21 protein-coding genes are annotated in these 24795 nt (G+C 47.0%); 1 reads left to right on the top strand and 20 read right to left on the bottom strand.

What is annotated here, in order from left to right; translation table 11 throughout:
* Positions 1–86: 86 nt before the first annotated feature.
* From QMA39_RS15555 to QMA39_RS15515, 9 genes are all read right to left on the bottom strand, one after another.
* Positions 87–1073 carry an anti-sigma factor domain-containing protein gene (locus QMA39_RS15555; protein ID WP_281659271.1) on the bottom strand — a complete coding sequence of 329 codons (987 nt, stop codon included), beginning with the start codon at positions 1071–1073 and terminating at the stop codon, positions 87–89.
* Positions 1070–1807 carry an RNA polymerase sigma factor SigI gene (gene sigI, locus QMA39_RS15550; protein ID WP_281659270.1) on the bottom strand — a complete coding sequence of 246 codons (738 nt, stop codon included), beginning with the start codon at positions 1805–1807 and terminating at the stop codon, positions 1070–1072. The genes QMA39_RS15555 and sigI overlap by 4 nt, the downstream gene beginning before the upstream one ends.
* Positions 1808–2168: 361 nt before the next feature.
* On the bottom strand, positions 2169–2999 hold the full coding sequence (locus QMA39_RS15545) for a serine protease (protein ID WP_206936046.1): 831 nt from the start codon (positions 2997–2999) through the stop codon (positions 2169–2171).
* A 249-nt stretch (positions 3000–3248) separates the two neighbouring features.
* Positions 3249–4256, bottom strand: coding sequence for a TIGR00341 family protein (locus QMA39_RS15540; protein ID WP_281659365.1), 1008 nt, complete (start codon positions 4254–4256; stop codon positions 3249–3251).
* Positions 4257–4376: 120 nt separating this feature from the next.
* The gene (locus tag QMA39_RS15535; protein WP_206936050.1) at positions 4377–5207 is read right to left on the bottom strand and encodes an aldo/keto reductase; all 831 of its coding nucleotides are present in this window, start codon (positions 5205–5207) and stop codon (positions 4377–4379) included.
* Between the two features lie 100 nt (positions 5208–5307).
* A complete protein-coding gene (gene helD / locus QMA39_RS15530) occupies positions 5308–7557 on the bottom strand; it encodes an RNA polymerase recycling motor HelD (RefSeq protein ID WP_281659269.1) in 2250 nt (749 codons plus the stop codon).
* Positions 7558–7733: 176 nt separating this feature from the next.
* Entirely contained in the window at positions 7734–8084 is a 351-nt protein-coding gene (locus tag QMA39_RS15525) for a hypothetical protein (RefSeq protein ID WP_027956607.1), read from the bottom strand.
* A 5-nt stretch (positions 8085–8089) separates the two neighbouring features.
* Positions 8090–8509: an ATP-binding protein gene (locus QMA39_RS15520; protein WP_027956608.1), complete on the bottom strand. Its 420-nt coding sequence runs from the start codon at positions 8507–8509 to the stop codon at positions 8090–8092.
* A gap of 151 nt (positions 8510–8660) precedes the next feature.
* Positions 8661–9731, bottom strand: coding sequence for an undecaprenyldiphospho-muramoylpentapeptide beta-N-acetylglucosaminyltransferase (locus tag QMA39_RS15515; protein ID WP_206936055.1), 1071 nt, complete (start codon positions 9729–9731; stop codon positions 8661–8663).
* Between the two features lie 101 nt (positions 9732–9832).
* Here QMA39_RS15515 and QMA39_RS15510 point away from each other — a divergent pair, with 101 nt between their 5' ends.
* Positions 9833–11182 (top strand): MATE family efflux transporter, encoded by a 1350-nt coding sequence (locus QMA39_RS15510; protein WP_206936057.1) that lies wholly within the window; start codon positions 9833–9835, stop codon positions 11180–11182.
* A 337-nt stretch (positions 11183–11519) separates the two neighbouring features.
* Here the strand turns inward: QMA39_RS15510 and QMA39_RS15505 are convergent, their stop codons facing one another.
* The 11 genes from QMA39_RS15505 to QMA39_RS15455 all read right to left on the bottom strand — a co-directional run bounded on the left by QMA39_RS15505 (position 11520) and on the right by QMA39_RS15455 (position 24713).
* Positions 11520–12950: an aldehyde dehydrogenase family protein gene (locus QMA39_RS15505; protein WP_281659268.1), complete on the bottom strand. Its 1431-nt coding sequence runs from the start codon at positions 12948–12950 to the stop codon at positions 11520–11522.
* 113 nt (positions 12951–13063) lie between these two features.
* Positions 13064–13543, bottom strand: a complete 480-nt coding sequence (locus QMA39_RS15500) for a site-2 protease family protein (RefSeq protein ID WP_027956612.1) — start codon at positions 13541–13543, stop codon at positions 13064–13066.
* A gap of 245 nt (positions 13544–13788) precedes the next feature.
* Positions 13789–14976, bottom strand: a complete 1188-nt coding sequence (locus QMA39_RS15495) for a nucleoside transporter C-terminal domain-containing protein (protein WP_027956613.1) — start codon at positions 14974–14976, stop codon at positions 13789–13791.
* Between the two features lie 217 nt (positions 14977–15193).
* Positions 15194–16186 (bottom strand): iron ABC transporter permease, encoded by a 993-nt coding sequence (locus tag QMA39_RS15490; protein ID WP_281659267.1) that lies wholly within the window; start codon positions 16184–16186, stop codon positions 15194–15196.
* Entirely contained in the window at positions 16183–17187 is a 1005-nt protein-coding gene (locus tag QMA39_RS15485) for an iron ABC transporter permease (protein ID WP_281659266.1), read from the bottom strand. Before QMA39_RS15485 ends, QMA39_RS15490 begins: the two co-directional genes overlap by 4 nt.
* 64 nt (positions 17188–17251) lie before the next feature.
* A complete protein-coding gene (locus QMA39_RS15480; RefSeq protein ID WP_281659265.1) occupies positions 17252–18208 on the bottom strand; it encodes a Fe(3+) dicitrate ABC transporter substrate-binding protein in 957 nt (318 codons plus the stop codon).
* Between the two features lie 121 nt (positions 18209–18329).
* Entirely contained in the window at positions 18330–18950 is a 621-nt protein-coding gene (gene safA / locus QMA39_RS15475) for a SafA/ExsA family spore coat assembly protein (protein WP_206936069.1), read from the bottom strand.
* 580 nt (positions 18951–19530) lie between these two features.
* The gene (locus tag QMA39_RS15470; RefSeq protein ID WP_206936071.1) at positions 19531–20643 is read right to left on the bottom strand and encodes a Ger(x)C family spore germination protein; all 1113 of its coding nucleotides are present in this window, start codon (positions 20641–20643) and stop codon (positions 19531–19533) included.
* Between the two features lies 1 nt (position 20644).
* Positions 20645–21805 carry an endospore germination permease gene (locus QMA39_RS15465; protein ID WP_206936073.1) on the bottom strand — a complete coding sequence of 387 codons (1161 nt, stop codon included), beginning with the start codon at positions 21803–21805 and terminating at the stop codon, positions 20645–20647.
* On the bottom strand, positions 21729–23321 hold the full coding sequence (locus QMA39_RS15460) for a spore germination protein (protein ID WP_027956619.1): 1593 nt from the start codon (positions 23319–23321) through the stop codon (positions 21729–21731). The genes QMA39_RS15465 and QMA39_RS15460 overlap by 77 nt, the downstream gene beginning before the upstream one ends.
* 99 nt (positions 23322–23420) lie before the next feature.
* A complete protein-coding gene (locus tag QMA39_RS15455) occupies positions 23421–24713 on the bottom strand; it encodes an NCS2 family permease (RefSeq protein WP_206936075.1) in 1293 nt (430 codons plus the stop codon).
* Positions 24714–24795 lie beyond the last annotated feature (82 nt).

Below are 24795 nucleotides of genomic sequence, written 5' to 3'. Positions count from 1 at the left end.
TCAAAATACAATAAAAAAACACTCCCCAATAAATCAGGAGTGTTTTCAGTCACATGGAATACTTTCTTAAACACAGGACATGCCTTTTACGGTAAGGTCTCCGGGACAGGATCATTCCCATTATTACTGGTGGCGGGACTGCGGGAAGACCGGTCTTCATGATGAAGGTCGAATTCTGCTTTCCCGGGAAGAAGCTCCGGTTCTTTTTCCTGATCGCCACCAGGAGACTGTCGCTCAATGGAGTTCTGCGGTTCTACTTTTGGATGGACAGGGACTGCATCAGAAAAATCGTCAGAAGATTCACTGGTATCCTTTTCACCTTGAGATGCCGGTTTTTGATAAAAGGATTGTATGATTTCTTTGTCCGTATCATCAATGGTTTCCGGGATATTCTCTGTGTCTTCGTTCAGATTCTCCTCATCCGTGAGCCGTTCGGCCATCCATTTATTCACAGAAAGATCGTCGTCCTTGGCCTTTCTGCGCCATTCGTCCGGAATAAGGTAGGCCGCTACAGTCATCTGTTTGGACTCCTCGTTCAGCGTACCTTCCATTTCTTCTAAGTATTGGTGATCAAAGTCTGATTCCAGATAGCTGATGCCGATGAGCACCTGGTTCCCCTCATTTACAAAACCGTTATCACGGCTCGCTTGAATCAGGTCCATTGTTACATCCGAAGCATCTTCCTTCTTCCAATCTGAAAGAAGAGCGACAATTTCCTCCGCTTCAGCGTTATTCGGCTCGATGTCGAGCACCTGCATTCGATCATTCAACTTAAGTTCAACACTAGGGTTGATGTCTATATTCATATAAGCAAAGGCCTGGTTGCTGCCATGCCAGGAGTATGCGGGAATTAAAACCATTAGAAAAAGCACAGCCGCCACGACGGCTTTTGTATAACGGTACTGCAGCATCTCTGACCACTGCCGGGCCGCTTTACTTGAGGGGATGGATTGAAACTGTACTTCTGTCCCCACTTCTGCATGAGCAATCGTAACAGCTCGATAAAAGCGGCCTTCATTCGTCATGACAATCATATACTCTTTCTTACGCTCCATGACAATGCCTGTTTTCACATGCCCACTCCTTTCAAATAGTCCTTAAGATAAATATAATCCCCCTTAAAAATGAGTACGAGAGCAATGATGAATTTCCGATTTCTCTCCAGTGTCTTTTTACTGACATCCACACGTTCGACTAAATCCTTAATGGGAAGGCGGCCTTTTTCAAGTACCTGTGCGCGCAGATCGTGATCATCATAAACGAGTCGGGCCACTTGTACCGCTGATTCCCTTGCGTCCCGATGCTTGGGAGATACTTCAATCAATTCTTCAAAGGAAAGCCTGTACCGCTCCAGCTCCTGCTGGAATTCAAGGATCTCCTCCCTGCGGTGCCAAGCTTCCGTCTCCAATTGATGCCGCTCTCTGGCTGCGGAGATTTCCAATGGATTCTCCATCTGTTCCTCCTCATGGAAGTCCTCATCCAAAGAGGTAACGGGTGGACGCTTCTGCTCATTACGGATATAGTCGATCACTTTCCGTTTGATTACAAGACGGGCGAAGGATAGAAAGGAACTTCCTTTGTTCGAAGAGTAGGATTGAATCGCTTCATTGAAAGCGAGCAGTCCAATACTGAATTCATCATCTCTGGCAGGGTCTATATATCTTTTACACACTTCAGAAACACTTTTGGCGATAAAAGGTTGATACTGCTTGAGCATTTCGTTTCTTGCTTCGTCATCTCCCTCTTTTGCGGACGCTACTTGTTCGTCCAGGGAGGCGTCGTTTTTGTGAAAAAGACGTTTGATCAACCTTTACCACCTCCAGCCTACTAATGTTTTCGTATAAATCCGTCTATTTCTGGGTGTTTATCTATAAATTGTTTCATTTATGTTACAGATTTGTATCAACCAATATGCCTGAAGTATGTGTTTGAATGGGTTTTGGGCATAGATATTGCATGTAAGCATGACCATTTTACTCAAAGAAAGGGGGACTGGTCTACCACATGAGGTTTACATTTTATTAAATAATCATTTCAAAATTCAGGCCATTCGTCCCCTTTTCCATCCACCTTTCGCCAATGGGACCGTATTCTACACCAAATGACAAAACTATCATCCAGTTTCCCACACCGGAACAGGACTTTAGAACTAAAAAAAGAAGCTCCAATCATGGAGCCTCTCCTGACTGTTCATAATAATAATCAATCGGTACAGCCAGTCCGACACGTCCTTCGTCTTCATCATTCATTGTAGCATAAACGACGGCGATGACATCCCCTTCCCCGTTGATGACTGGACTACCGGAATTCCCACGGTAGATGGGGGCATCCAGCATGAGAACCTCCTGCTCCATACCGGAAACGTCCGTATAACCGAGCACATTTCCTTGATTAGCGATCCCGGAGAAACGAAGGGGGTTTCCAATGAAATAGACATGCTCATCCCTCTGAAACCGGGTGGAGGCGGCAAGGTCCAAGTGGGGAAAGCCTTCCTCCCCATCCGCCTGCAGGACGGCGAGGTCCACCTCAGGGTAAACGGCTTGAACCTCAGCACTAAACAATCCCTGCTCAGGAAAAGCTACAGCAATCCGCTTTTCCCCTTCGATGACATGATGATTCGTCAAAATCGTCCCGTCTTCAGATACTGCAAAGCCGGTGCCCTTACTCTGCCCTGCTTCTACAACGACGACGGCCTCTTTGTATGTTTGAATGGTTTCGTCATTGGATAACCGAGCCGAGGTCATCAGGAAATCCACCGCCGGAATGGAAAAGGTATTGGGCAGAGCTGCCGTTACGTTGACAACCATAACCCCGGCAATCAGCCAGAAAATCCATCTGGGAAAAGGACGCTTTTCTCTGCGCTGTTCCCTTTCTTCACGATCCCGTTCCAGTGCTTTTCGCTTTTCTTCCTGCACGAGATCATACAACTCTTCTTCATCTATTTCTTCATACAAATCCTCATCAATGATGTCTCTTTTTTTCTCATCTTGATCACTCATCGGATTTGCCTCCAACTCTTTTGAATTAGAGAAGCCCATGATCTTGCTCATGCGTTCTCCGCTTCATCATTGTATCACGGTTATGGATGAAAAGCCGACCAGCAAAAACGCGGTGGACATTTCCCGGGAAATACGACATTATTTTTGATAGATCAGTTTCCATGCTGTGAACCATAAAAAAACATACGCTCCGGACGTATGTTTTTCCTCGGTAACCTGCGGGAGGCTCATTCAAAACCCGCTCGGCAATTATATAATTTTCTGACCTTCCAGAATGACGATGGCCAGGACAAGGATGATGATGCTGACAAAAACAATGGAAAGCGGCCGGGAAACATTGGCTCTCTGGACCTCCTGCCATCGGACGGGACGAATGCCGCTGATGGAAAAGATCATAACGGCCGCAAGAATGATTGACATGATGTTGACTGTGACAAGCAGGAAGGCGCCGTAAGCTGACACAAACGCCCCGTCACCGATGGACATGCCAAGGGCGACAGAAGGCGGCAGTAATGCAACCGCTACCATAACGCCGACAAGGTTCCCGGACAACCGGTTGAGAAAAGCAAGAGCCCCCGCTGCCCCGGAAGCTACGCCGAGCGGGATGTCGATCAAAGTCACCTTTGTCCGGTCCAGGTACTGACTGTTTTCCATTCCAGCATCCGTCACATAACCAAAAAGAATCGATATGGCTAATACGATGAGTACACTGTATAAGGAAGACAGAGCAGACTTGCCGAGCAGCTTATAGTCTCCAAGGATGGCAGAGAAGGCAATGGAGATGACGGGGCCGATCATCGGCGCGATTACCATGGCACCGATAACGACCGCTTCACTGTCTTTGATGATCCCGACTGTTGCCACGATCGCTGAAAGCACGATTAAAAGAGAATAGTTCCAGGAAATCCTGCTGTTTTTTTCTGCTGCATTCATAAGCTCATGACGGCTCGCTCTCAGCAGTTTCGCTTTTTCTGCCTCCTGCTTCTCTCCTTCTTCCTCCACCGATTCATTGATGGTTTCCTTGGATAAGTACGTCTGGACAGGGATCAGCATCGTTTCAAATCCTTCAACGACGTTTGAGACTCCCTCCAAATAGTTGAGGATTTCCTCGACATCACTTGTATCGGCGAGCATCCGGACGAGCATGCGCTCTTCAGACTCGCTGGAAATCCAATAGGACCGATGATCGTATTGTTGAAGCTTTTCATTGATTGATTCAAAGTGCTTATCCGGGATATAAACTTCTATCAGCTGCACATTCAACAGACCATCCTCCCTGCCGGCACATTTTTTATTAATGTCCCACAAAGAGAGAAGCGCATACGCCTCTGGTCCATTAAAAGCTGAAATCACCAGCCACGGAGGCTGGTGATTTCTTTATGCATCATAATCAAATTCATCTGGATGCTTACCGATACGGTCCCCACTGTGCAGTTCGTCGATACGCAGCATTTCATCGCTCTTCAAGTCAAAGTCGAAAACATCAAAGTTTTCTTTCTGACGATCCGGATTGGACGACTTCGGAATAACGACGACATCATGCTGCAGGTGCCATCTTAAAATAACCTGAGCCGGGGTTTTTTGATAGTTTTCAGCGAGCTGTTTTAAAATCGCGGCATCAAAATAGCGGCCTCGGGCTAACGGAGCCCATGCTTCCAGCTGGATTCCTTTTTGATAACAGTAATCAGCAAGCGCTTCCTGGTAGAGGGCCGGGTGGAATTCCACCTGGTTGACCATAGGGGTCACTTCTGCACCCTTCATCAGTTCATCGAGGTGATGCTCCATAAAATTGCACACCCCAATGGCTCTGACACGCCCCTCATGGTAGAGTTTCTCCAACGCTTTCCACGTGTCTTTGAATTTCCCGGGAACCGGCCAGTGAATGAGGTACAAGTCCAGGGTCTCTACTCCCAGTTTATCAAGACTTCTATTAAAAGCTTCCAGCGTTTCTTCATATCCCTGTTCGTCATTCCACACCTTCGTAGTAATGAACAATTCATCCCTGGGCACCGCACAGGCTTTTATTCCTTCCCCAACCCCTGCTTCGTTCCCATAGAATGAAGCAGTGTCAATGTGGCGGTAACCAAGGTCGACAGCGGATTGAACCGCTTGCTTAACTTCTTCTCCATCTTCCATTTTATAAACGCCAAGACCTACACGCGGAATTTTCACACCATTACTTAGAACGGCTTCCGAACGGATTCCCATCAATAAAACTCCTTTCATTATTGAAAAGCGGTCTGAAAAATGCAGTCCTCTGCATACACCATCAGCTTTATGACAGGATGTACCCTTTATGGACGGGAATCTAAACTTCTACGAAGAGGTCCGATTGGATGAGATGAAGCAGAAAGTCCTCTTTTTCTTCTCCAATCATCAGCAGCCTGTGAAGGGGACGGGTCATAGCTACGTACAGCATTTTCAAATCAAGCTCCAACTCCTTGAAAGGATCGTGGTCGTTATATAAAAGAACAGCATCGAATTCAAGACCTTTGGCCATATAGGCAGGCAAAACCATCCGTTCAGACAAGCTTTCCTCCCCTTCTCTCAAAAGCTTAAAAGCCATGCCATAAACCTCCAGTTTTTTCTGGACATCCTCAGCTTCCGCCATCGTTTTTGTAATGATGGCAAAGCTGGACAGCCCTTCTTCCACGAGACCGAGGCAGTAGGCATTGACTCTTTCCTCCCATCCATTTCTGAGAGGAAGAAACTGTGGAAGAGATCCGTGACGGACGACAGGCTCCGCCCGCGGCAGAGAGACCGGAAGATAAGTAAGCAGGCCGTTCGCAAGATCCATAATTTCAATGGTTGTCCGATACGTTTTCTGTAAGGTTAAATAAGAGGCTGAAGGAAAGATGTCCTCGACCAATGATTCCCAATTGTCAAGCCCCCTGTATTGATAAATGCCCTGGGCCAGATCTCCGACAATGGTAAACAAGTCCGTTTGACAGGCCCTGCGCAGAGCATAGATTTCAAAATAGCTGTAATCCTGTGCCTCATCAATCACCACTTTTTTAGCTCGGTCATCCGGGTGGATGCCTTTTAGAAATGTATAGAGATAAAGCAGAGCCGCAAGATCCTCGGAGTAGACATATCCCTCTGCAAATGCCGCTCGGGAACAGCGGCGGACCGCTCTCCATTCTTCGGTATCCTCAGGGTGGACGCCCAGAAATACGTCCTCCTCAAACAACCTTTCATACGTCCTCTCTATAGGAAAAGACGGGTACTGCTTCATAAAGGAAGCGACTGCCGTCCGTGCGGCCTTTTTGATCTCAGCGAGCCGTTCCTCTTTTCTTGTAATCAAGTAGCTGACTCGAATTTTCCGTTTATCCGGATCCTTCATTCCGTACAAAGCCTTATCCAGTGCTTCATCGTATTTGGCAGCCACCTTTTCAAGAATCTGTTTTTTCTTACGCCGCAGTTCACTTTGGAGAACCGCTTTAATTTTTTTCACCCGTACCTCATAAGGAAAATAGCTGTATTCCTCAAAGAACAGACGGTTGATGGCTCGAGCATTTTTTATCCGGAACTCCGAAAGCATAAAATCCTGATTGATGGTGTACTGCTTTTTCAATGATTGGATATAGGTGTCCATGATGGTTTGGAATTCCTTCGATCCTTTTAAACTGGCGGCAGTAACCCCATCCCGACCAATAGTACCTTCAACAGCCTGTGTGAGCACATCATGCTGAGTAATGACCGGCCTCTTGATCCCGGCCGTATGAACGGCGTAATCCTGGAAAGTGGACTGTCTGGCGCGCTGCACCCCCAGTTCAGGAAGTACTTCTGAGATATACTGGATGAATAGACGGTTGGGAGCGAGAATCAGCATTTCGTCCGGCTTGAATATCTCCTTCATCGTATAAAGAAAGTAGGATATGCGGTGCAAAGCAATCGTCGTCTTTCCACTTCCCGCTGCCCCCTGGACAATGATCGGCTTTCGAAGATCCGCCCGGATGACACGGTTCTGCTCTTCCTGAATCGTCGAAACAATTTCGGATAAGCGCCCACCGGCGTTTTGGGAAAGGGAGTCCTGCAGGAGATCGTCATTAGCCGTTACGTCTATGTCCCGGTAGTCAATCAACTCTCCTTCTTCAATCTGGTACTGCCGCTTTAAAGAAACTTCTCCCTCATACCGCTCGCCCAACGCCTCATAGCTGACCTCCCCAAGCCGTCCTTCGTAATAGACGTTAGCCAGCGGGCTCCGCCAATCCAGGATAATGGGAAGCTGCGTTTCCCTGTCGAACAAGGAGACCTTCCCTATGTAGAACTGTTCTTTTTCGGGATTTTCTTTCCGGTGAAAATCGATCCTGGCAAAGTAAGGCTTACGTCGCAGACTTTTCAAATTATCCAGCTGGTCGCTGGACATCTTCATAAAGTTGGCGTGGGAGAGCATTTCCTGATACCGCAAACTGCTGTCCTGGAAATCGAGGTTTTCCAGCGTATCCCCCTGGCGCTCCTTTAAAGAGGCACGACCGCTTTCCTGGGCAGCAATCATCCGCTCCATATAAGCCTTCGTAAAATCCAGACGATCCTTCTCATACTGAAATTCATTCAAGCTGAATCTCCTCCCTTCCATGAATAGCTGCGATCAACAAATCTAAAAACAGAGAAAACCAACATATCACACCCTTTATGGAAGCGCAATCAAAACTATTGTAAACCTTTTGGGAGCATGAAAAAAAGCTTGTAGAGGAAATTCTCTACAAGCTCGGTATGAAGGAATCCTGTCGGTTACCTCTGCTTTTCCGGTGCGAGTTTAGGAAGCGGCCGCTCAAAAATCATATAAGACAACAGCCGGAGGAAAAGGGGATACAATGCGATCACCCCAATGATATCTCCGATGCTGCCCAGAAGATCAGTACCAAGGAGACCCACAGCCAGAATCAGCATGACAAGGAGATTGACGGAGCCCGTCAAACCGTTTACCGGTTTCCAGACGCCCGCAACCGTCCGGGTGTCCTGTACAAGTTTTTCAAAACATTGATAATGATAGGGACGCAGGCGGAACCAGCTGGATGCCGTCACCAGCTCATCCCTGTCCTTGATTTCTTTATAACAGTAGCGGCACATATTGGATTTCACAGTATCTACTCCTGAAGATAATTTTTCATCAGCAAACATTCGTTGCCTTTTTCATTATACCTCAGACAGTCCATAACCCGAAGGATGAGCATAATGCCCCGGCCGTTTTCATCCAGATCCTCCATTTTCGGAAACCAATGCCTCACATCGCTCGATAGTTGATAAGGCCGCCAGTCAAAACCTCCGCCCTGATCGTAGACCCGTACGACGAGACGGTGCTTTAGAAAGTTCACCTTCAGCAGGATCGGGTAATCTCTGTTCTGCCCGTGTCCGTGCTCCCAGGCATTCCATACCGCCTCAGATATACTGGCGTCGACGAGCAGCTGATCACTCCCAAAGTACTTGGCTAAATAGGGGTGGTATTTTTTCCGGATCGTCCTTATTTCTCGTGGATGTCTGATCTGTGCTTCAAGAGACGTCTTCATGATTCAACCTCTCCTCTGCTGAATGAGTAAAGAATGACTAATGTGGTGATTTGTCTACATTTACCTATTCCCTTTTATGTCGCCCTATAAAAGGTTCGATCGTTTTTTTCATAAAAATGGAAAAAAACTTCTTTACTCTTTCTTTCAGCACTCACTTTTCAAACGCCTGAATGAGTCGTATAACCCTTTCTTTCGTCTGTTCACTCTTATAATCCTGCATACTTTCCAATATTTGTTGTTTATTCTGCATCAACGTCTGAAGATCCGTCGCAAAACGGTCCCTGGTCATCTCTTCCTCTTCCAGCTTCATCGCATAGCCCTGCTTGACAAAGGAATCGGCATTCAGGATTTGATCACCCCGGCTGGCCTTTCGCGACAATGGAATAAGAAGCATCGGTTTTTTCAATGCTAGAAATTCAAAGATGGCGTTGGACCCGGCCCTGGAAACGATAAAGTCCGTGGCTGCAAATAAATCCTTCAACTCGTCCTGGACATATTCAAACTGGGCATAACCCGGCCGCTTCAATGAGTCATCCTTGTTTCCACGTCCACAAATATGAATGATCTGCACGTTCTGCAGCAGTTGATCCAGATTGGAGCGGACCGCATCATTGATGACCTTGGAGCCCATGCTTCCTCCCATGACCATCACGACAGGTTTCTGCTTATGGAAGCTGCACATAGAAAGACCTTTGGAGCGACTGCCCTGGAACAGCTCTTCCCTGACAACGGCTCCAATAAATTCACCTTTGTCTTCCGGAAGGTGCTTCATCGTTTCCGGGAATGTAGCCAGAATCTTTTTCGCAAACGGGAAAGAAAGCTTGTTCGCAAGACCCGGCGTGTAGTCGGATTCATGGATGAGCGTGGGAACGCCCTTTAATCTGGCAGCCATCACGACCGGAACCGAAACAAACCCGCCTTTTGAAAAGACAACGCCTGGTTTTCTCTTCCGGATGATAGACAGAGCCTGCATCAGGCCCTTGGCTACTTTAAAGGGATCCTTGAAGTTCTCCTTCGACATATATCTCCGGAGCTTTCCTGTGGAGATTCCGTGGTAGGTCACTCCTTCCAGCGGTTCAATCAACTGCTTTTCAATTCCTTCATAGGAACCAATATAATCAACGGTATATCCCTGCTTTTGAAATTCCGGGATAAGAGCGAGGTTCACAATGACGTGACCTGCCGTTCCTCCGCCTGTAAATAAAATACGCTTATCGTTCATGATTGGATTAACGTCCTTTCTAAGATCTTTCTTCTATGGATAAATGTGCTATAATCCTCATATTCCTCTAAATTGCATTGTAACAGAAAAGGGAGATCATCATGTATGAAACTCACACAATAAAAGAGAAAATCAAACTATTTCTAATCATTTTGTTTCCTATTTTAATTACCCAGCTCGGCATGTACGCCATGAACTTCTTTGACACCGTCATGTCCGGCAGAGCGGGACCAGATCAGCTCGCTGGTGTTGCAATCGGGTCAAGCATCTGGGTACCCGTTTTCACAGGTCTGAACGGTATTTTGATGGCGATTTCCCCGATCGTTGCTCAATTAAAAGGCGCCGGGAGGGAAAAAGAGATTCCTTTTTCCGTCAAACAAGGGGTCTATCTGGCTGTCCTGCTGGCCGTAGTTGTAGCAGGGACCGGTTGGTTTCTACTGGACCCCATCTTGTCCCTCATGAATATCGAACCTGAAGTTGCCCGCGTGGCCCGTTATTATCTAGTCGCCCTTGGAACAGGTATCGTGCCTTTATTCGTCTTTAATATCCTTCGTTCCTTTGTGGATGCTCTCGGACTGACAAGACTTTCCATGATGGTCATTCTACTGACACTCCCACTTAATCTCTTATTCAACTATGTGTTGATATTTGGTAAATGGGGCGCTCCTGCTCTTGGAGGTGTAGGGGCGGGGGCCGCTTCGTCTCTGACTTACTGGGTGTCTTTACTTATCCTCGTCCTGATCATCCACCGGGTAAGACCATTGAGACGCTATGAGATCTTCAAGGCATGGAAACGGCCATCGCTGCATGAATGGAAAGATCAGCTGAAAATCGGTGTTCCCATCGGGTTCGCGATTTTCTTTGAAACGAGCATTTTTGCTGCGGTGACCTTCTTCATGACGGTGTATGACACCAATACGATCGCTGCGCACCAGGCAGCGATCAACTTCGCTTCGTTTCTGTACATGGTACCGCTCAGCATTGCCTTCACTTTGACGATCGTTGTCGGATTTGAATCAGGGGCGGGGCGCTACAAGGAAGCCCGCACCTATTCCTACCTGGGCATCGGACTCGCTGTATGTATGAGCGTCATTGCCGGCCTCATCCTATACGTATTCGATGACAGTGTGGCAAGGTTGTACAGCTCTGATGAAGCTGTCGTGGAATTAACAAAGACCTTTATTATTTACGCGGTATTTTTCCAGCTTTCTGATGGATTCGGAGCCCCGCTTCAAGGCATCCTCCGTGGATATAAGGATGTGAACATTACATTGGTGATGGCCTTCGTTTCCTACTGGGGAATCGGGCTTCCGAGCGGATGGCTGCTTGCCAACTACACAGCTTTCGGCCCCTACGGCTACTGGCTGAGTCTGACCATCGGCTTAACAGCCGGAGCAGCAGCCCTGTTTACCCGGATGGTTCTGCTGCAGAGAAAACAGCTTCGTGAATAAATAAAGCCTCCTGTAAACGAACAGGAGGCTCAAGATATTGAAGAAATACCATAATCGTGTAAACCGTCACATCCAGCTTTTCGGTGGATGCTTGCCGCGGGCACGGCCTCAGCTACCTTGATCAAGTGGATCTTGAGCTTGCGCTGTTCCCGCAGGCGCCACCACCGAACGCTTCCCGTGACTTCACTAAATGATGAGCAACGAAGAAGTTTTTTCTTTTTCAACAAGATTGATGTGAAAAATGTACCTTAACACAGCCATTCAAACTTAACGAAAAACGTTTACTTCAACTTTGACAAAAGTCGTGTAGAATCACTTTTAATGTTCAGGCGTCTTATTATGATTTTAAGTTCATAACCACGAGACGTTCTTCTGTCATATCCTCCATCGCATACTTCGGACCTTCCTTGCCGGATCCGCTGTCCTTCACACCACCATAAGGCATCAGATCCACGCGGTATTGAGAAGAATCATTGATCATGAATCCTCCAACTTCCACGTTTCTAGCCGCATAGAAAGCCGTGTCTACATTCTGGGTGAAAATCCCTCCCTGCAGACCATAGCTTGACGTGTTGACGTCTTCGATACAGGCTTTTATGTCAGAGAACGTTTGAATGGTGACTACTGGGGCGAAGATTTCTTCACAAACCACCTTCATATCGCCGGTCACGTTGGTAAGGATGGTCGGTTTCAGAAGAGCACCTTCGCGTTCCCCTCCATAAACGACTTCCGCTCCTGCTTCCTTCGCTTCCTCGATCCACTGCCCGGCACGCTCGGCTTCATCCTCACTGATCATCGGCCCTACGTCCGTTTCCGGATCATTCGGGTCGCCGACCTTCAGAGATTCAATCGCCTGGATGAACTTGTCCTGAAAAGCATCTTTCACATCATCGTGAACATAAATCCGCTGCACCGAGATGCACACCTGTCCGGCGAAGGCAAAGCTTTTAGCCGCAATATTTTCCGCCGCTGCCTCTACATCCGCTTCTTTATCGACGATTACGGGCGAATTGTTCCCAAGTTCGAGCACCAGTTTGTTCAATCCTGTGTTCTGCTTCAGCTTCAATCCTACTTCTGCGCTTCCTGTAAACGTATAGAGATTAATGCGGGGGTCCTGCATCATCTGATTACCGACCGTCGATCCGGAACCTACAACGACGTTGAGCAGCCCTTTCGGGAGTCCTGCCTCTTCAAACAAACCGGCCAGTTTCAGAGCGGAAATCGGCGTTTTACTTGCCGGTTTCAGTACCACTGCGTTCCCTGCGGCAATAGCTGGGGCAATTTTGTGAGCGACGAGGTTGATCGGGAAGTTGAACGGACTGATGGCTCCAACGACACCGACCGGAACCTTGATTGTAAAGGCCATGCGGTTTTCCGATCCAGGTGCTGCTTCAACCGGGACCCCTTCCCCATGAATGCGTTTCGCCTCTTCAGCGGAAAGTTCAAACGTCTGGGTCGCACGATCGATTTCTGAGCGTGCCTGCTTCAACGGCTTTCCAGCTTCGTGGGTAATCGTTGCCGCTAAGTCTTCCTTATTTTCCTGCAGAAGTTCACTGACCCGCTTCAGCACTTGATAACGTTCGTAAGGAGAAAGCTGGTTATTCCGGTACGCATCGGATGCAGCCGCAACAGCTTGATCGACCTCTTTTTCAGAGGCTTTAGCCACATGTGCATAGGTTTCCTGTGTATATTTATTAAGGACCTCCTGTGTTTCACCGGTTTTGATCCATTCTCCATTTATGAACAGTTGATAGGTTTCCACGGTCATCTCTCCCTTATCTAAAATGTCTATACCTGTTTATTTCCTCAATAAAATATCCGTAAACGTCTCCTTGAAGAAACTGGATCTTCTATGATGGGGGACAGACACTACAGGTTCCGTTAATCAATCGGGTCTTTCGCCTTTCCATAACGGAGAACATCGTAAACGGCCATGCCATCACTCGGTTTACCATTATCATTGCGGTAAGGGAACAAAGAGAAAAATATGAAGTAGATGGAGAAATAAGCATACTGGTAAAAAAACAACGTGGAAGGCAGGACATCAATGGTGATTAAATAATTGATGAGCAGGATAACCATCAAATTGAAACCACTACCGGCCAGATAGATGGCGACATGTGCCCACGTTTTGTTGTAGGTCAGAGAGTCATACTGGCACCAGCCTTCCATGAAGTATTTCTTTTTCACTTCCAGAGGTCCGATGTGAAAGAGCGTCTCTCCTGTACCGAGACAGAATTTGATCTTTCCACCGAATAATCGTGCTGTCCATACGTGCCCGGCTTCATGAATAAGGGTGACCAGCGGGAGAATGAGAAAAAAGTTAACGAAAAACATCGGAAGATCACTGAGCGTAAACATGGATGCGTCCTTCCTTTCTATAGGGTTGAGTCATGTCTGATTAAAGAGACATAGCCCAACATAACACACGAACAAAAAATATCCTAATATAACTAAAAAGCACTTCGCATCTCTTTCCCACTTAAAAAACAATGTTTCTCTATAATATCTGGGCCCGGAATCTATTGGTTCATGCATCGATCGACGGCGGGTTTGATGACAAAAAAAAGTCTCAATGGACGCATCCATTCAGACTTTTTATACGATTACAAGAAAAGACCGGCAATTGTTGCAGAAAGCATAGATCCAAGCGTCGCACCGATCAAAAGCTTCAAACCGAAGCCTGATACGCGGCCGCCTTTTTCTGGATCGATCCCCTGAACGGTACCAGCAATGATCCCGATGGAGGAGAAGTTGGCGAAACTTGTAAGGAAGACCGTCACAATACCCGCGGTTTTCGCAGATACACCGTCAAGCATAGACTGGAATTCAAGCATGGCTACGAATTCGTTGGTCACGATTTTCGTTCCCATAATCGCTCCGGCATCCAGAACCTCAGCTGCCGGAATCCCCATCAACAGGCCGATAGGAGCTATGATATATCCAAGCAGCTGCTGCAATGTAAATCCGCTGAACAACGCACCGAACATTGCGTTAACCAATTCAAGGGAAGCAATGAAGGCAATCAGCATAGCCGCTACGATCAAGGCGATTTTACCACCATCAAGGGCTCCGTTACCCATGGCTTCAAAGAAACTCTTCGCATTGGAAACATCCTGGATGTCAACTTTATCTTCTTCCTTGGACACTCGGACTGGTGCAATCAAGGAAGCGACAATCAACGCACTAAACATGTTTAACGGCAGTGCAACAAGGATATATTGATCCGGGAGCATATTCAGGTAAGCCCCTACAATGGAAGCCGACACAGAACCCATCGCTGACGCACTCACAATATAAAGACGGTTGTCATTCAAATTGTGGAACTGCGATTTAATCGCAATCAACGCTTCAGACTGACCGAAGAAAATACTGTTGACCGCGTTAAATGATTCGACTTTAGGAAGACCTGTGATTTTGGAAAGTCCCCAGCCGAGATACTTGATAATAAACGGAAGTATCTTCAAATACGTAAGAACAGACAAAATGGTAGCGAAGAAAATAATAAGAAGCAGTACGTTAAAGAAGAACACGCCGCCTTCTCCAACCTCTACACCACCAAGCACGAAGTTCACACCTTCTGTACCAAAGGCGATAAGCTTGTTAAAGCCCCAGGAAATACCGGTGATGATCGCCTCACCGATTTTGGTATTGAACATGAACCACGTAATCAGCAGCTGGACAGCGAGCATAATTCCAATACCCTTAAAATTGATATTTTTGCGGTCATTGGACATTAGAAAAGCGATTCCAATAATGACGGCAACTGCAAGAATTCCTAATAGAATATCCATGAAAAGTCCTCCCCCTCTATTTTTGACAAAAAAGCTAAAATGAAAATGCTTACATCTAGTAATTCCACTATGGATTTTATCAGGTTGTCAGACGTCATGCAAGGTTTATTTGTATGAAATATAATACATTTCTGCTATTATTGTCGTTCTGTTGTGTAATATGTCGCATATTCTTAAAATTTATCCATACAATCAAGAAAAGTAAATAAACCATTTTTTAAGATTTTTGTATTTTTCTTAACAAAAATAGAAAATAAGGGGCTCCTATCACAGCTGTAAATATTCCGGCCGGGACCTCTGTAGGAGGAAACAAGCCCCTCCCCAGACTGTCCGCCGTCACAAGAAGAAGGGCTCCCGTTAAGGCGGAAGCCGGAAGCAGATACACATGCCTGTTCCCAACCATCTGCCTAGCAATATGAGGAGCAATCAACCCGACAAATCCAAGGGTTCCGACTACAGCCACAGAAGCCCCTGCCAGAACAACAGCCAGAGCAAGAAGAGACAGCCTCGCTTTTTGAACCGGTTCTCCCAAGCCCTCAGCTACATCATCACCTAAGTTCAGGACATCCAGCTTCCTGGACAACAGCCATGCAGCAGGCGCCCCGATCAGAATAAACGGAACGAGCATAAGGACATCCGTCCAATCTTTCCCCCATACGCTGCCCGTCAGCCAGACGAGAGCTGCGTTCGTTTCCAATGGAAATTTGATGGTAAGAAATTGAATGCCTGCCTGACACACTGCCCCCAGAGCAATCCCTATTAAAGCAAGGGTTGCCGGCTGGACACCCCGCCTGAAAGCAAATACATACAGACCAAGCATGACGAGAGCGGCTCCTGAAAATGCCGCGGCCGGAAGCACAAGTACCGGCAGGCCCGGGTACAACAGAATTACAGCGGCAGCAGCCAGGCCGGCGCCTTTCGTAATTCCGATTACATCAGGCGAGGCAAGCGGATTTCTGATGACACCCTGAAGAATGGCCCCGGATAACCCGAGCCCTATTCCGGCTAACAAGCCGACCACAATACGTGGGAGACGGAAGTTTTCAATAATGTACGCCTGTCCTGACGCCTCTTTGCCAATGATATATTCAAAGATCCCTGCAGGACCGATCCATACTGCACCTACTCCTATCGATAAATAGATCATGACCAACAGCAGCATCAGCAGCATCCCGAGCCATCTTTTTGGTGTTCGAATCAACGAGTTCATCCGTTACGACCTCCTCTGCCGGCCAGATATAAAAAGAATGGAGCACCTATGAGTGCGGTAACGATCCCCACCGGGGCTTCCCCTGGATAGGAAATAAACCGGGAGAGCACGTCTGCAGACGTCAGCAGTACGGCTCCATAAAGCGCAGATACAGGCAGCAGGATCCGGTAATCAGGACCAAGAAGTTTACGGATTATATTCGGAATGATCAATCCAATAAATCCGATCGGTCCGGCTACAGCTACGGATATACCCGCAAGAACAACGACCAGGAGAGCCGCCCCTCCCCGGATCCACCCGATTTTCTGCCCTAGTCCTTGAGCGACATCATCACCAAGACCGAGTGTCGTCAGCGGTTTGCCTAGTATACCTGCACCCGCTAAGCCGACAGCGGCCCAGGGAAGAAGCAGGTTCACATCTGTCCACGTCCGTCCGTCAATCCCTCCGGCAAGCCAGAACAAAACATCTTCCGTCGATGTTTCATGAAACAATACAATGCCCTCAATCATGGATGAAAGCAGAAGGTGGATGGTAATGCCGGATAAAGCGAGCTTTACAGGAGTCATCCCTCCTCCTGTTGAAGCCATATAATACACAGCAGCGCCACCGGCTGCCGCCCCTAAAAATGCCCCATAAACGAGCGTCCCAGCTCCTAACCCCGGAAAAAGGACGACACCAATCACAACCATCAGGGACGCCCCGGCATTTACTCCGAAGACCTGCGGAGAGGCGAGCGGATTATTGGTAATCGCCTGCATGATAGCTCCTGCGGCAGCAAGACACATCCCGATCACAATGCCCGTCACCGCCCGCGGAAGGCGGATGGTGTCTATGATGGAAGAGGCTTTACTTCCATCAGGGGAAAACAGAAGGCTCAATACCTCTGAAAAAGAGATTGCGTAAGCTCCAATACTTAAACTGGCCGTAAAACTGGCCAGCAGCAAAAGGATGCCTACTACGATGACCGTTCCTGTTTTAAAACGGTGTAAGGTTTGATTCACACGACATCCTCCTCTTTCCTGCATCCTTACATAAAAAAAGCGGAGGTATCCCTCCGCTTGTTACTTACTGACCCTCATAAAGATACTGAACGGCATCTTCTAAAATTTTCTCTGAAGAAATCAAGCCGCGGAAACGTGACCACATGTTGCGATCCACTTCATGGACTTCTCCATTTTTTACAGCGGATATGTCCCGGTACAATTCGCTGTCTTCCCATTCCGTAACAACCGTTTGATCACCTGAAGACATATGGAACATGACGTCAGGGTCAAACTCTACGAGCTGTTCCAGGTTGATTTTGTTGTAGCGGTCATCGCCGCTTTGGATCGCATTCTTCAACCCAATGGACTCAAGGAGTGAACCGGTGTAGGACTCCATATTATGAGCAAAGTAGCCGCTGTCAGCGACAACAGCAGGCAGAACAGTCCGGTCCTCATCCTCAGGCACCTGACTGCGCAGTTCTTCCATCGTTTCTTTATGTTCAGTCAGTACTTCTTCTCCATGTTCTTCCATACCCACAGCTTTCGAAACCGTCTGGAAGCTGTCGATGATGCCATCGTAATCGGCGGCCAGTGAAGGAAGAATGATCGTTGGAGCAATCTCAGACAACTGATCATAAATGTCTTTATGACGCTGCATGTCCGCAATGATCAAGTCCGGCTGAAGTGAACTGATCACTTCAAGAGAAGGCTGCTTCCGTGTACCGACAGACGTATAGTCATCAATTTTCTCACGGATCGGTTCTATGATCCGCGCCTCATCATTATCGTCGGCAATTCCGACAGGTGATACACCAAGAGAAGCCAGGTTATCCACGAAAGAAAACTCGAGGGCTACGACTTTTTCAGGCTGGCCGCTGATTTCCGTCTCTCCCATCTCATGTTCAATCACCCGTGTTTCCTGCTCACTGGAGCCTTCCCCATTTGAGCTTTCCTGCTGTTCCCCTTCATTCTCACTGCCACACGCGGCAAGCAGAAGTACAAGGAAGAAGAGCCCTATGTAACTCCAATACTTTTTCATAAACATCCCCCTATAATTGATAACCATTATCACAAACTCATTCTATCATAATAAGAATTCTCCGCCGTGTAAAGGACCGAAAAAAGAGAAGGCGCACCTGCACCTCCTCTAATGTCCACTCCTATTTAGTGATAAACATTTGTGTCCAGTAATAGCCGTAACTTCCACCCTCTGCATAACCGACACCGATCTGGGTCAACCCAGGGTCAAGAATATTCTTCCTATGGCCGGCGCTGTTCATCCAGCCCTCTACCACTTCCTGTGGTGTGCGCTGGCCGGCAGCGATATTTTCCGCTGCTTTCTGGTAGGAAACATTAAAATCATTCAACATTTGAAACGGAGATCCATAGGTCGGGGATTGATGAGAAAAATACCCCTTCCCTGCCATATCACGCGACTTATACCTGGCGACCCTGGAGACCTGCCAATTCGCCTTCAAAGCTGGAAGGCCATTGGCTGCCCGTTCTTCATTTGTTAAATCAATGACCTGGCTTTCCACAGACTTGATGTTCGGCTTTAACGGGATCGTCACCCTGTCACCGGGATAAATTAAGTCCGGATTATTGAACTGGGGGTTGGCATTGATAATTTCCGAAAGACCGATTTTGTATTTCCGTGAGATTTTCCAAAGGGTATCTCCACGCTTAACCGTATACGTATCCGTCTGCGCGTGAATGATTTCAGGACTCATTGAGAACAGCAGTACGATCAGCAGTACAGCCGTACCGATCCATTTTTTCATACGATCATTCCCTCCTATTCATAGCTATAGTTTGGTTCAAGAGAGGGAAATTATGTATAAAAAGGAAACAAAAAAACACCTGCCGTTGGTCAGGCGGCAGGTGCACATGTATTATACCATAGGGGAGGTATAAACCATTTTATTAATGAAACGAGTGAGCCACTTCAACCAAGTGCTGAGGTGTCACACTACGTTCATTCATGTCATCAGGAACAGCAGACTCTTCGGGACACAAGCCGATTGAAGATGCCGTTCTTCGTCCATCCTAGCTTTTCGGCAGCACGGTTATCACGCATCCTCTGTGCTGAAAAGAACATGGTTTCGTTCCCTTCAATATACAGGCAGACGTGAAAGGGGTAAAGCGTGGAAGCACAAGCGGCAGATTCAGACTTGAACGTGCCTGCTTTTCTCATCCGCAGGAACCCTTTTACCGGAATGCAGGAACTGAGAACGATTCCGGCGTACAAACCCAGTCGTTTGGACTGCTGAAAGAACGTCCTCCAAAATTGTTCTACTCTACAGACGAGACTCGACTTGAAAAGGTTTCAGAAGGAAGGAAAAAATCCATATCTTTTTCTACCTAATTCATGATGCCATGTTCAATGATCTTGATATCGAAGTGAGGCACAATCGCAATTTCAGGATATTCGTCACTCCATTCCACCTCATTCCAATAGTCAGGATGGTACGCTTTCACTCGTCTTCCAATCCCGAACACATCACTGTTCGCTTCCTGAAGCGTAGTGAGTATTTTTTTTGATTCCTTCGTGAATACATCAGTAAGCTGCTCTTCCAGCATTTTAATTTTTCCTTTCACATAGAGATGATCGGACGGGTACTCGACCACTTTCAACTCCAGGTTTACATGAATATCAGCCGTCACCCCATCATCAACCGTCAATTTCATTTTCCTTTTCATTTTATTCACTTCAACGGTCGCATAGCTCGTAATCTCATCATTCTCACCAGAAACCTTCTCCGTCAGACGGGCGATTTTCCCTTTCTTTCCCTGAAGCAGCATGTATAAAGTGGACTTCTCCGCTGGAATCTTCTCTCCTGTGTACGTTTTTTCATGAAATAAACCCATCCCGCTGAAATTGATGGCTCCATTCTGTTTGTCAAGCTGGATGAGCGGAACCGAAAAATCGATGCCGGGCTCAATAAGCTCCGCACATAACAGCTGCAGATTTTCCCCTGTGGTATGGGTCGAAGAAGCCGCTGTTTCCAGCATTCCTCCGAGATATTCGCTGATTCTGGTCTCTCCGGTCGCTCTCAGACGTGTGATTTCCTCTGCTGTACCTTTTTCCACAACCGCCATATAGGCATTCAAGTTACTTTTCGGATCTCTGTACATATCGTCCAGCACAGGGAAAATCCCTTCTTTTGCCAGCTCTTCTCCAAATACGACCACCCTGACCTTGGACGGATCAAAATTATCTGAAATCATCATGTCAATTTTATCTCTCGCTTCTCTCGGTGTATGAGCTTCCGTGGAGAGTACATTGATGAATTCCTGACCAGGACCCTCTGAGCTTCGGGTAACCGTGGGGATGGATACTGTCTGCCGGATAGCCTGTTCTTCTCCGGTATCGAATCCCATCGAAAGAACAAGGCTGATATTTTTAAACTGCCGCTCATCCCAACAGCCTGTCAAAAGAATAAGTGCAGTCAGGATCAATACCCCTTTCCTCATCTTATTCACCTTCCTTGTACCGTTTTTTCCTCACATAGGACAACGGCAGCATGATTAAAGGAATACCCAGCGAAAAAGCGTACCCCATACGAAGGACCAGTTGATTCAACTGCTCTGTTTTCTGAATGTCATACCCGACATAAAGGGTCAAAGCAAGGACGATGATACCGACTATGATTCCGGCTGTCGTTTTTGTACAAATCGGGCACAGGTGGCTTAAACCAAGACCCGCCATGTATAAATAGGTTCCAAAAGTGGTAGCCACATTTACGACCCATATGGATATAAAAAACAAGTCAAGTCTTGCTATAATCGGAAGTTCAAAAGCTTTCAGCATGTATAAAATCGGTTCCGGGACAAGTGTGATTTCCTCTGTGCTGAAATACGTGAAGCTGACAAACACAATGATGAAATAAAACAAAAACACAAAACTGTGGGCATACAAGATCACCTTCAGTTTTTCTTTGTGCGTGCCTAACACCTTGGAATAAATCACAAGCGATACGATATAACCGAAGAACGAAAAAAACGCTTGATTCACTGCGCCCAACACTCTGCCCCATCCACTTTCGAGTATCGGAAACAGATAAACGATATTCATTTCTTTTGCAGAATATAAGATCACTCCAAATAAAATGAGGATTAAAACAGAGAGCATGGTATACAATCTGCCCATGACAAGCAGGCCGCCGGAGATCATATAAAAACAGACGAGAATCATTAAACTAGCAGTAATCCACAAAGGTGTATGAGGAAGCACCCATAGACTGATCATCCGGCTGTACAGAATGATGATCAAAGTCCCCACACTAATAAAATAGAGGACGAACCCGGCACTCAGCACACGCCCTCCCCATGTGAGAAAGATTTTTTCATTGATCCTGTACAGCGAATCTTCAGGGAAATTTCTCGCCGTCCCCCATATCGCCAGGAGAACGACAGGAAGGGCCGAAGCTCCTATAATCAGGGATATCCATCCATCCTGCCTGGCTGCACTATGAAGTTCAAAAGGAACACTTAACACTCCAACACCAATCTGGGTCTGAATGATAATAAAGAAAAACTGACGTCTGGAAATTTTCTGATCATCTATCGGATTGTTTTTTTGAAGAGGCTTCTGCCCCGTCCGGCTGTTGGTTTGGTTTTGATCCTTGCTGGTCACTGAGCTTCCACTTCCTTACTGGATTCAATGCGTCAGGCTTTATCGCATGCGAGTCTTTCGGTCTCGTTTTCATCATAAACATCGGAAGGCGGACAAACGTATCCTTGAGATCTCCAAAATTGAGCGGTGCTACCGGAGCAAGATAGGGTACACCAAAGGACTGCAGCTTTGTCAGATGGATAATAATGATAAGCATCCCAAACACAATACCGACAAACCCCATTGTTCCGGCCAGAACAATTAACGGAAACGTCAACAGACGAAGCGCTGTGCTCAATTCATTGGAAGGCACTACAAAAGAAGCAATCGCCGTTAAAGCGACAACAATAACCATTAAATTGGAAACAAGCCCCGCACGTACGACCGCATCTCCGATTACGAGCCCCCCTACGATACCGATGGTCTGGCCGATCGGCGCCGGCAGCCGGACCCCGGCCTCACGGATCAATTCGATAATCACGACCATGACCAGCGCTTCGATAATCGGAGGATAGGCTATTTCATTGATGGAAGCCTTCACAGGGATGATCAGTTCATCAGGGATGACCTCAAAATGAAAACCGACGATAGCAATGTAAAATGCCGGAAGGCCGACGGCAATCACAAAACTGAACAGTCGGACAAGACGGATGAATGTTCCTGTGAACCAGCGCATGTTGTAATCATCAGACGCCTGATAAAACATGAAGAATGTGGATGGGGCAATAAGCGTTGTCGGAGTGCCCTCAGCCATGATGGCCACACGGCCTTCCATTAAATTGCCGACCACTCTGTCCGGCCTTTCTGTATGAAGCATCTGTGGGAATGGCGTATTCGTTTGATCCTCAATGTATTCTTCAATCAGGCCGGGACTGTGCACCATATCCGTTTCGATAGAGCTGACCCTTCTTTCCACCTCCTGAACCAAGGAAGGATCTGCGATGCCGTCCATATAAATGATAGCGACATTTGTATTGGTGTATGTGCCAAGCTTGATGTACTTCACGGTTAAATTCCGATTTTCAATCCTTTTTCGGATCAGGTTGATGTTAATCATGATATTTTCGATGAATCCGTCGTGCGCCCCGCGGATGACCCGCTCGTTCTGCGGCTCTTCCGGTGTCCGGTTATAGCAGGACGTCACATCAAAGAGGTGAACTTTATTGGAACCATCCTCGATATAAGCCGCCTGACCACCAAGCAGATTCGTGATCACTTCTTCAAGGTTTTGAGTAATCCGTGCACTTCTCAACTTGGAAATTTCGTCAATCTGGCCGTTTTCGACAGGGGCGAAGATTTTTTCAAACACCTTTTCCTGGTCAGACAGTGATTCAAAATACAGTAAAGCCGCATTCCCTTCATTGAGAACACGGATTTTCAAATCATTGGACTTATGAAAATTGCTTAAGAGGTAATCAACATTCTCCGATAATTTCTTGGAACTCAGCTGTTTACGACCATGATTATGATCGTGCGCCAAATCCCTGTCCTGGAGTCTTGTATGATCTCCAAAGAACAACCGCTTAAAAAATCCCATGAGCATCACCTGTCCTTAATCTTCCAATCGGAAAGGAAAATATACCCGTAGGAACATAAAAAAACCTGCCTGCCTTTTTAAGGGCACGCAGGTTCAGGATTAATGACCAGGGAAGAAGGCCATCTGCAGGATGAAGATTAAAGCAAACATGTACAGCATCCAGTGGACTTGCTTTCCTTTGCCGACGACAAGTTTCAAAATCGGGTACGTAATGAACCCAAATGCAATCCCTGTTGCAATACTTGAGGTAAGCGGCATAGTAAGGATAATGATGAAAGCCGGGAAAGCATCATCAAAGGATCCCCAGTTGACTTTTGCCAGCCCCTCCATCATAAAGCAGCCGACGATGATCAACACCGGAGCAGTTATCGCAGGCAGGCCGGAAACCGCCCCTACAACAGGTGCAAAGAACATGGAAACAAGGAACAGACCGGCAACGACCATCGTCGTCAATCCTGTCCGTCCTCCTGCTGCTACACCAGAAGAAGATTCAATGTACGCCGAAGAAGGACTTGTTCCGAACACGGCACCGACCGTTGTAGCAGAGGCGTCCGCCATTAAAGCTGCGCGGGCTCTCGGAAGACTTCCGTCCTTGCGGATGAATCCAGCCTGCTCGGCTACACCGATCATCGTCCCCGTCGTATCAAAAATAGTCACGAGTAAAAACGCAAAGATCACAGTATAAAGCCCGTTGCTGAACACCGCTCCAATATCCATATCCCAGAAAACGGGAGCTGGTGGTGTATCAACAAAACCATTCAGTTCAAGCTGACCGGTGAAAAATCCAACAAGGCCGGTAATGAACATGCCGATAAATAGTCCGCCGGTAACTTTTCTTGCGATCAGGCCGAGTGTAACCATAAGACCAAAGACGGTCAGAAGCACACCGGGAGATGTCATGTCTCCAAGGGTGACAAGCGTTGTATCACTCTCAACAATAATTCCGGACATGCGCAGTCCAAGAAACGCAATAAACAGACCGATTCCGGAGGTTATGCCGTATTTCAAGGATGGCGGAATCGCCATAATCAACGTTTTTCGAAGACTTGTTAAACTTAAAATAACAAATAGAATCCCAGCAACAAAGACGGATCCGAAGATGACCGAATAGCTGACATCCTGCTGGACCACTTCTGTAACAAAATAGGCGTTCAATCCCATCCCGGGGGCGATGGCAATCGGATAGTTGGCTGCAAAGGACATAATCAGCGTTCCTGTGACAGCAGCAATGATCGTCGCCATAAACACCTGACCGAACGGAACACCCGCCCCGGACAGGATCGCAGGGTTTACAACGACAATGTAGACCATCGTCAAAAAGGTCGTAATTCCCGCAAGTATTTCAGTTTTTATAGTGGTTTGGTTCTCTTCCAAACGGAATAATTTATTCATCAATGTTAACACCAATCTTTCACGTAAGAATAGGACGTCTCTTATAGTAATAGTAAAACGAACAAAAATCAACTGTAATTTA

This window comes from Halobacillus sp. Cin3, from assembly GCF_947311855.1.
Taxonomy (GTDB): domain Bacteria; phylum Bacillota; class Bacilli; order Bacillales; family Halobacillaceae; genus Halobacillus; species Halobacillus kuroshimensis.
The sequence above is the reverse complement of the archived record's forward strand: the minus strand, read 5'-3'. Positions and strand labels throughout refer to the sequence as shown.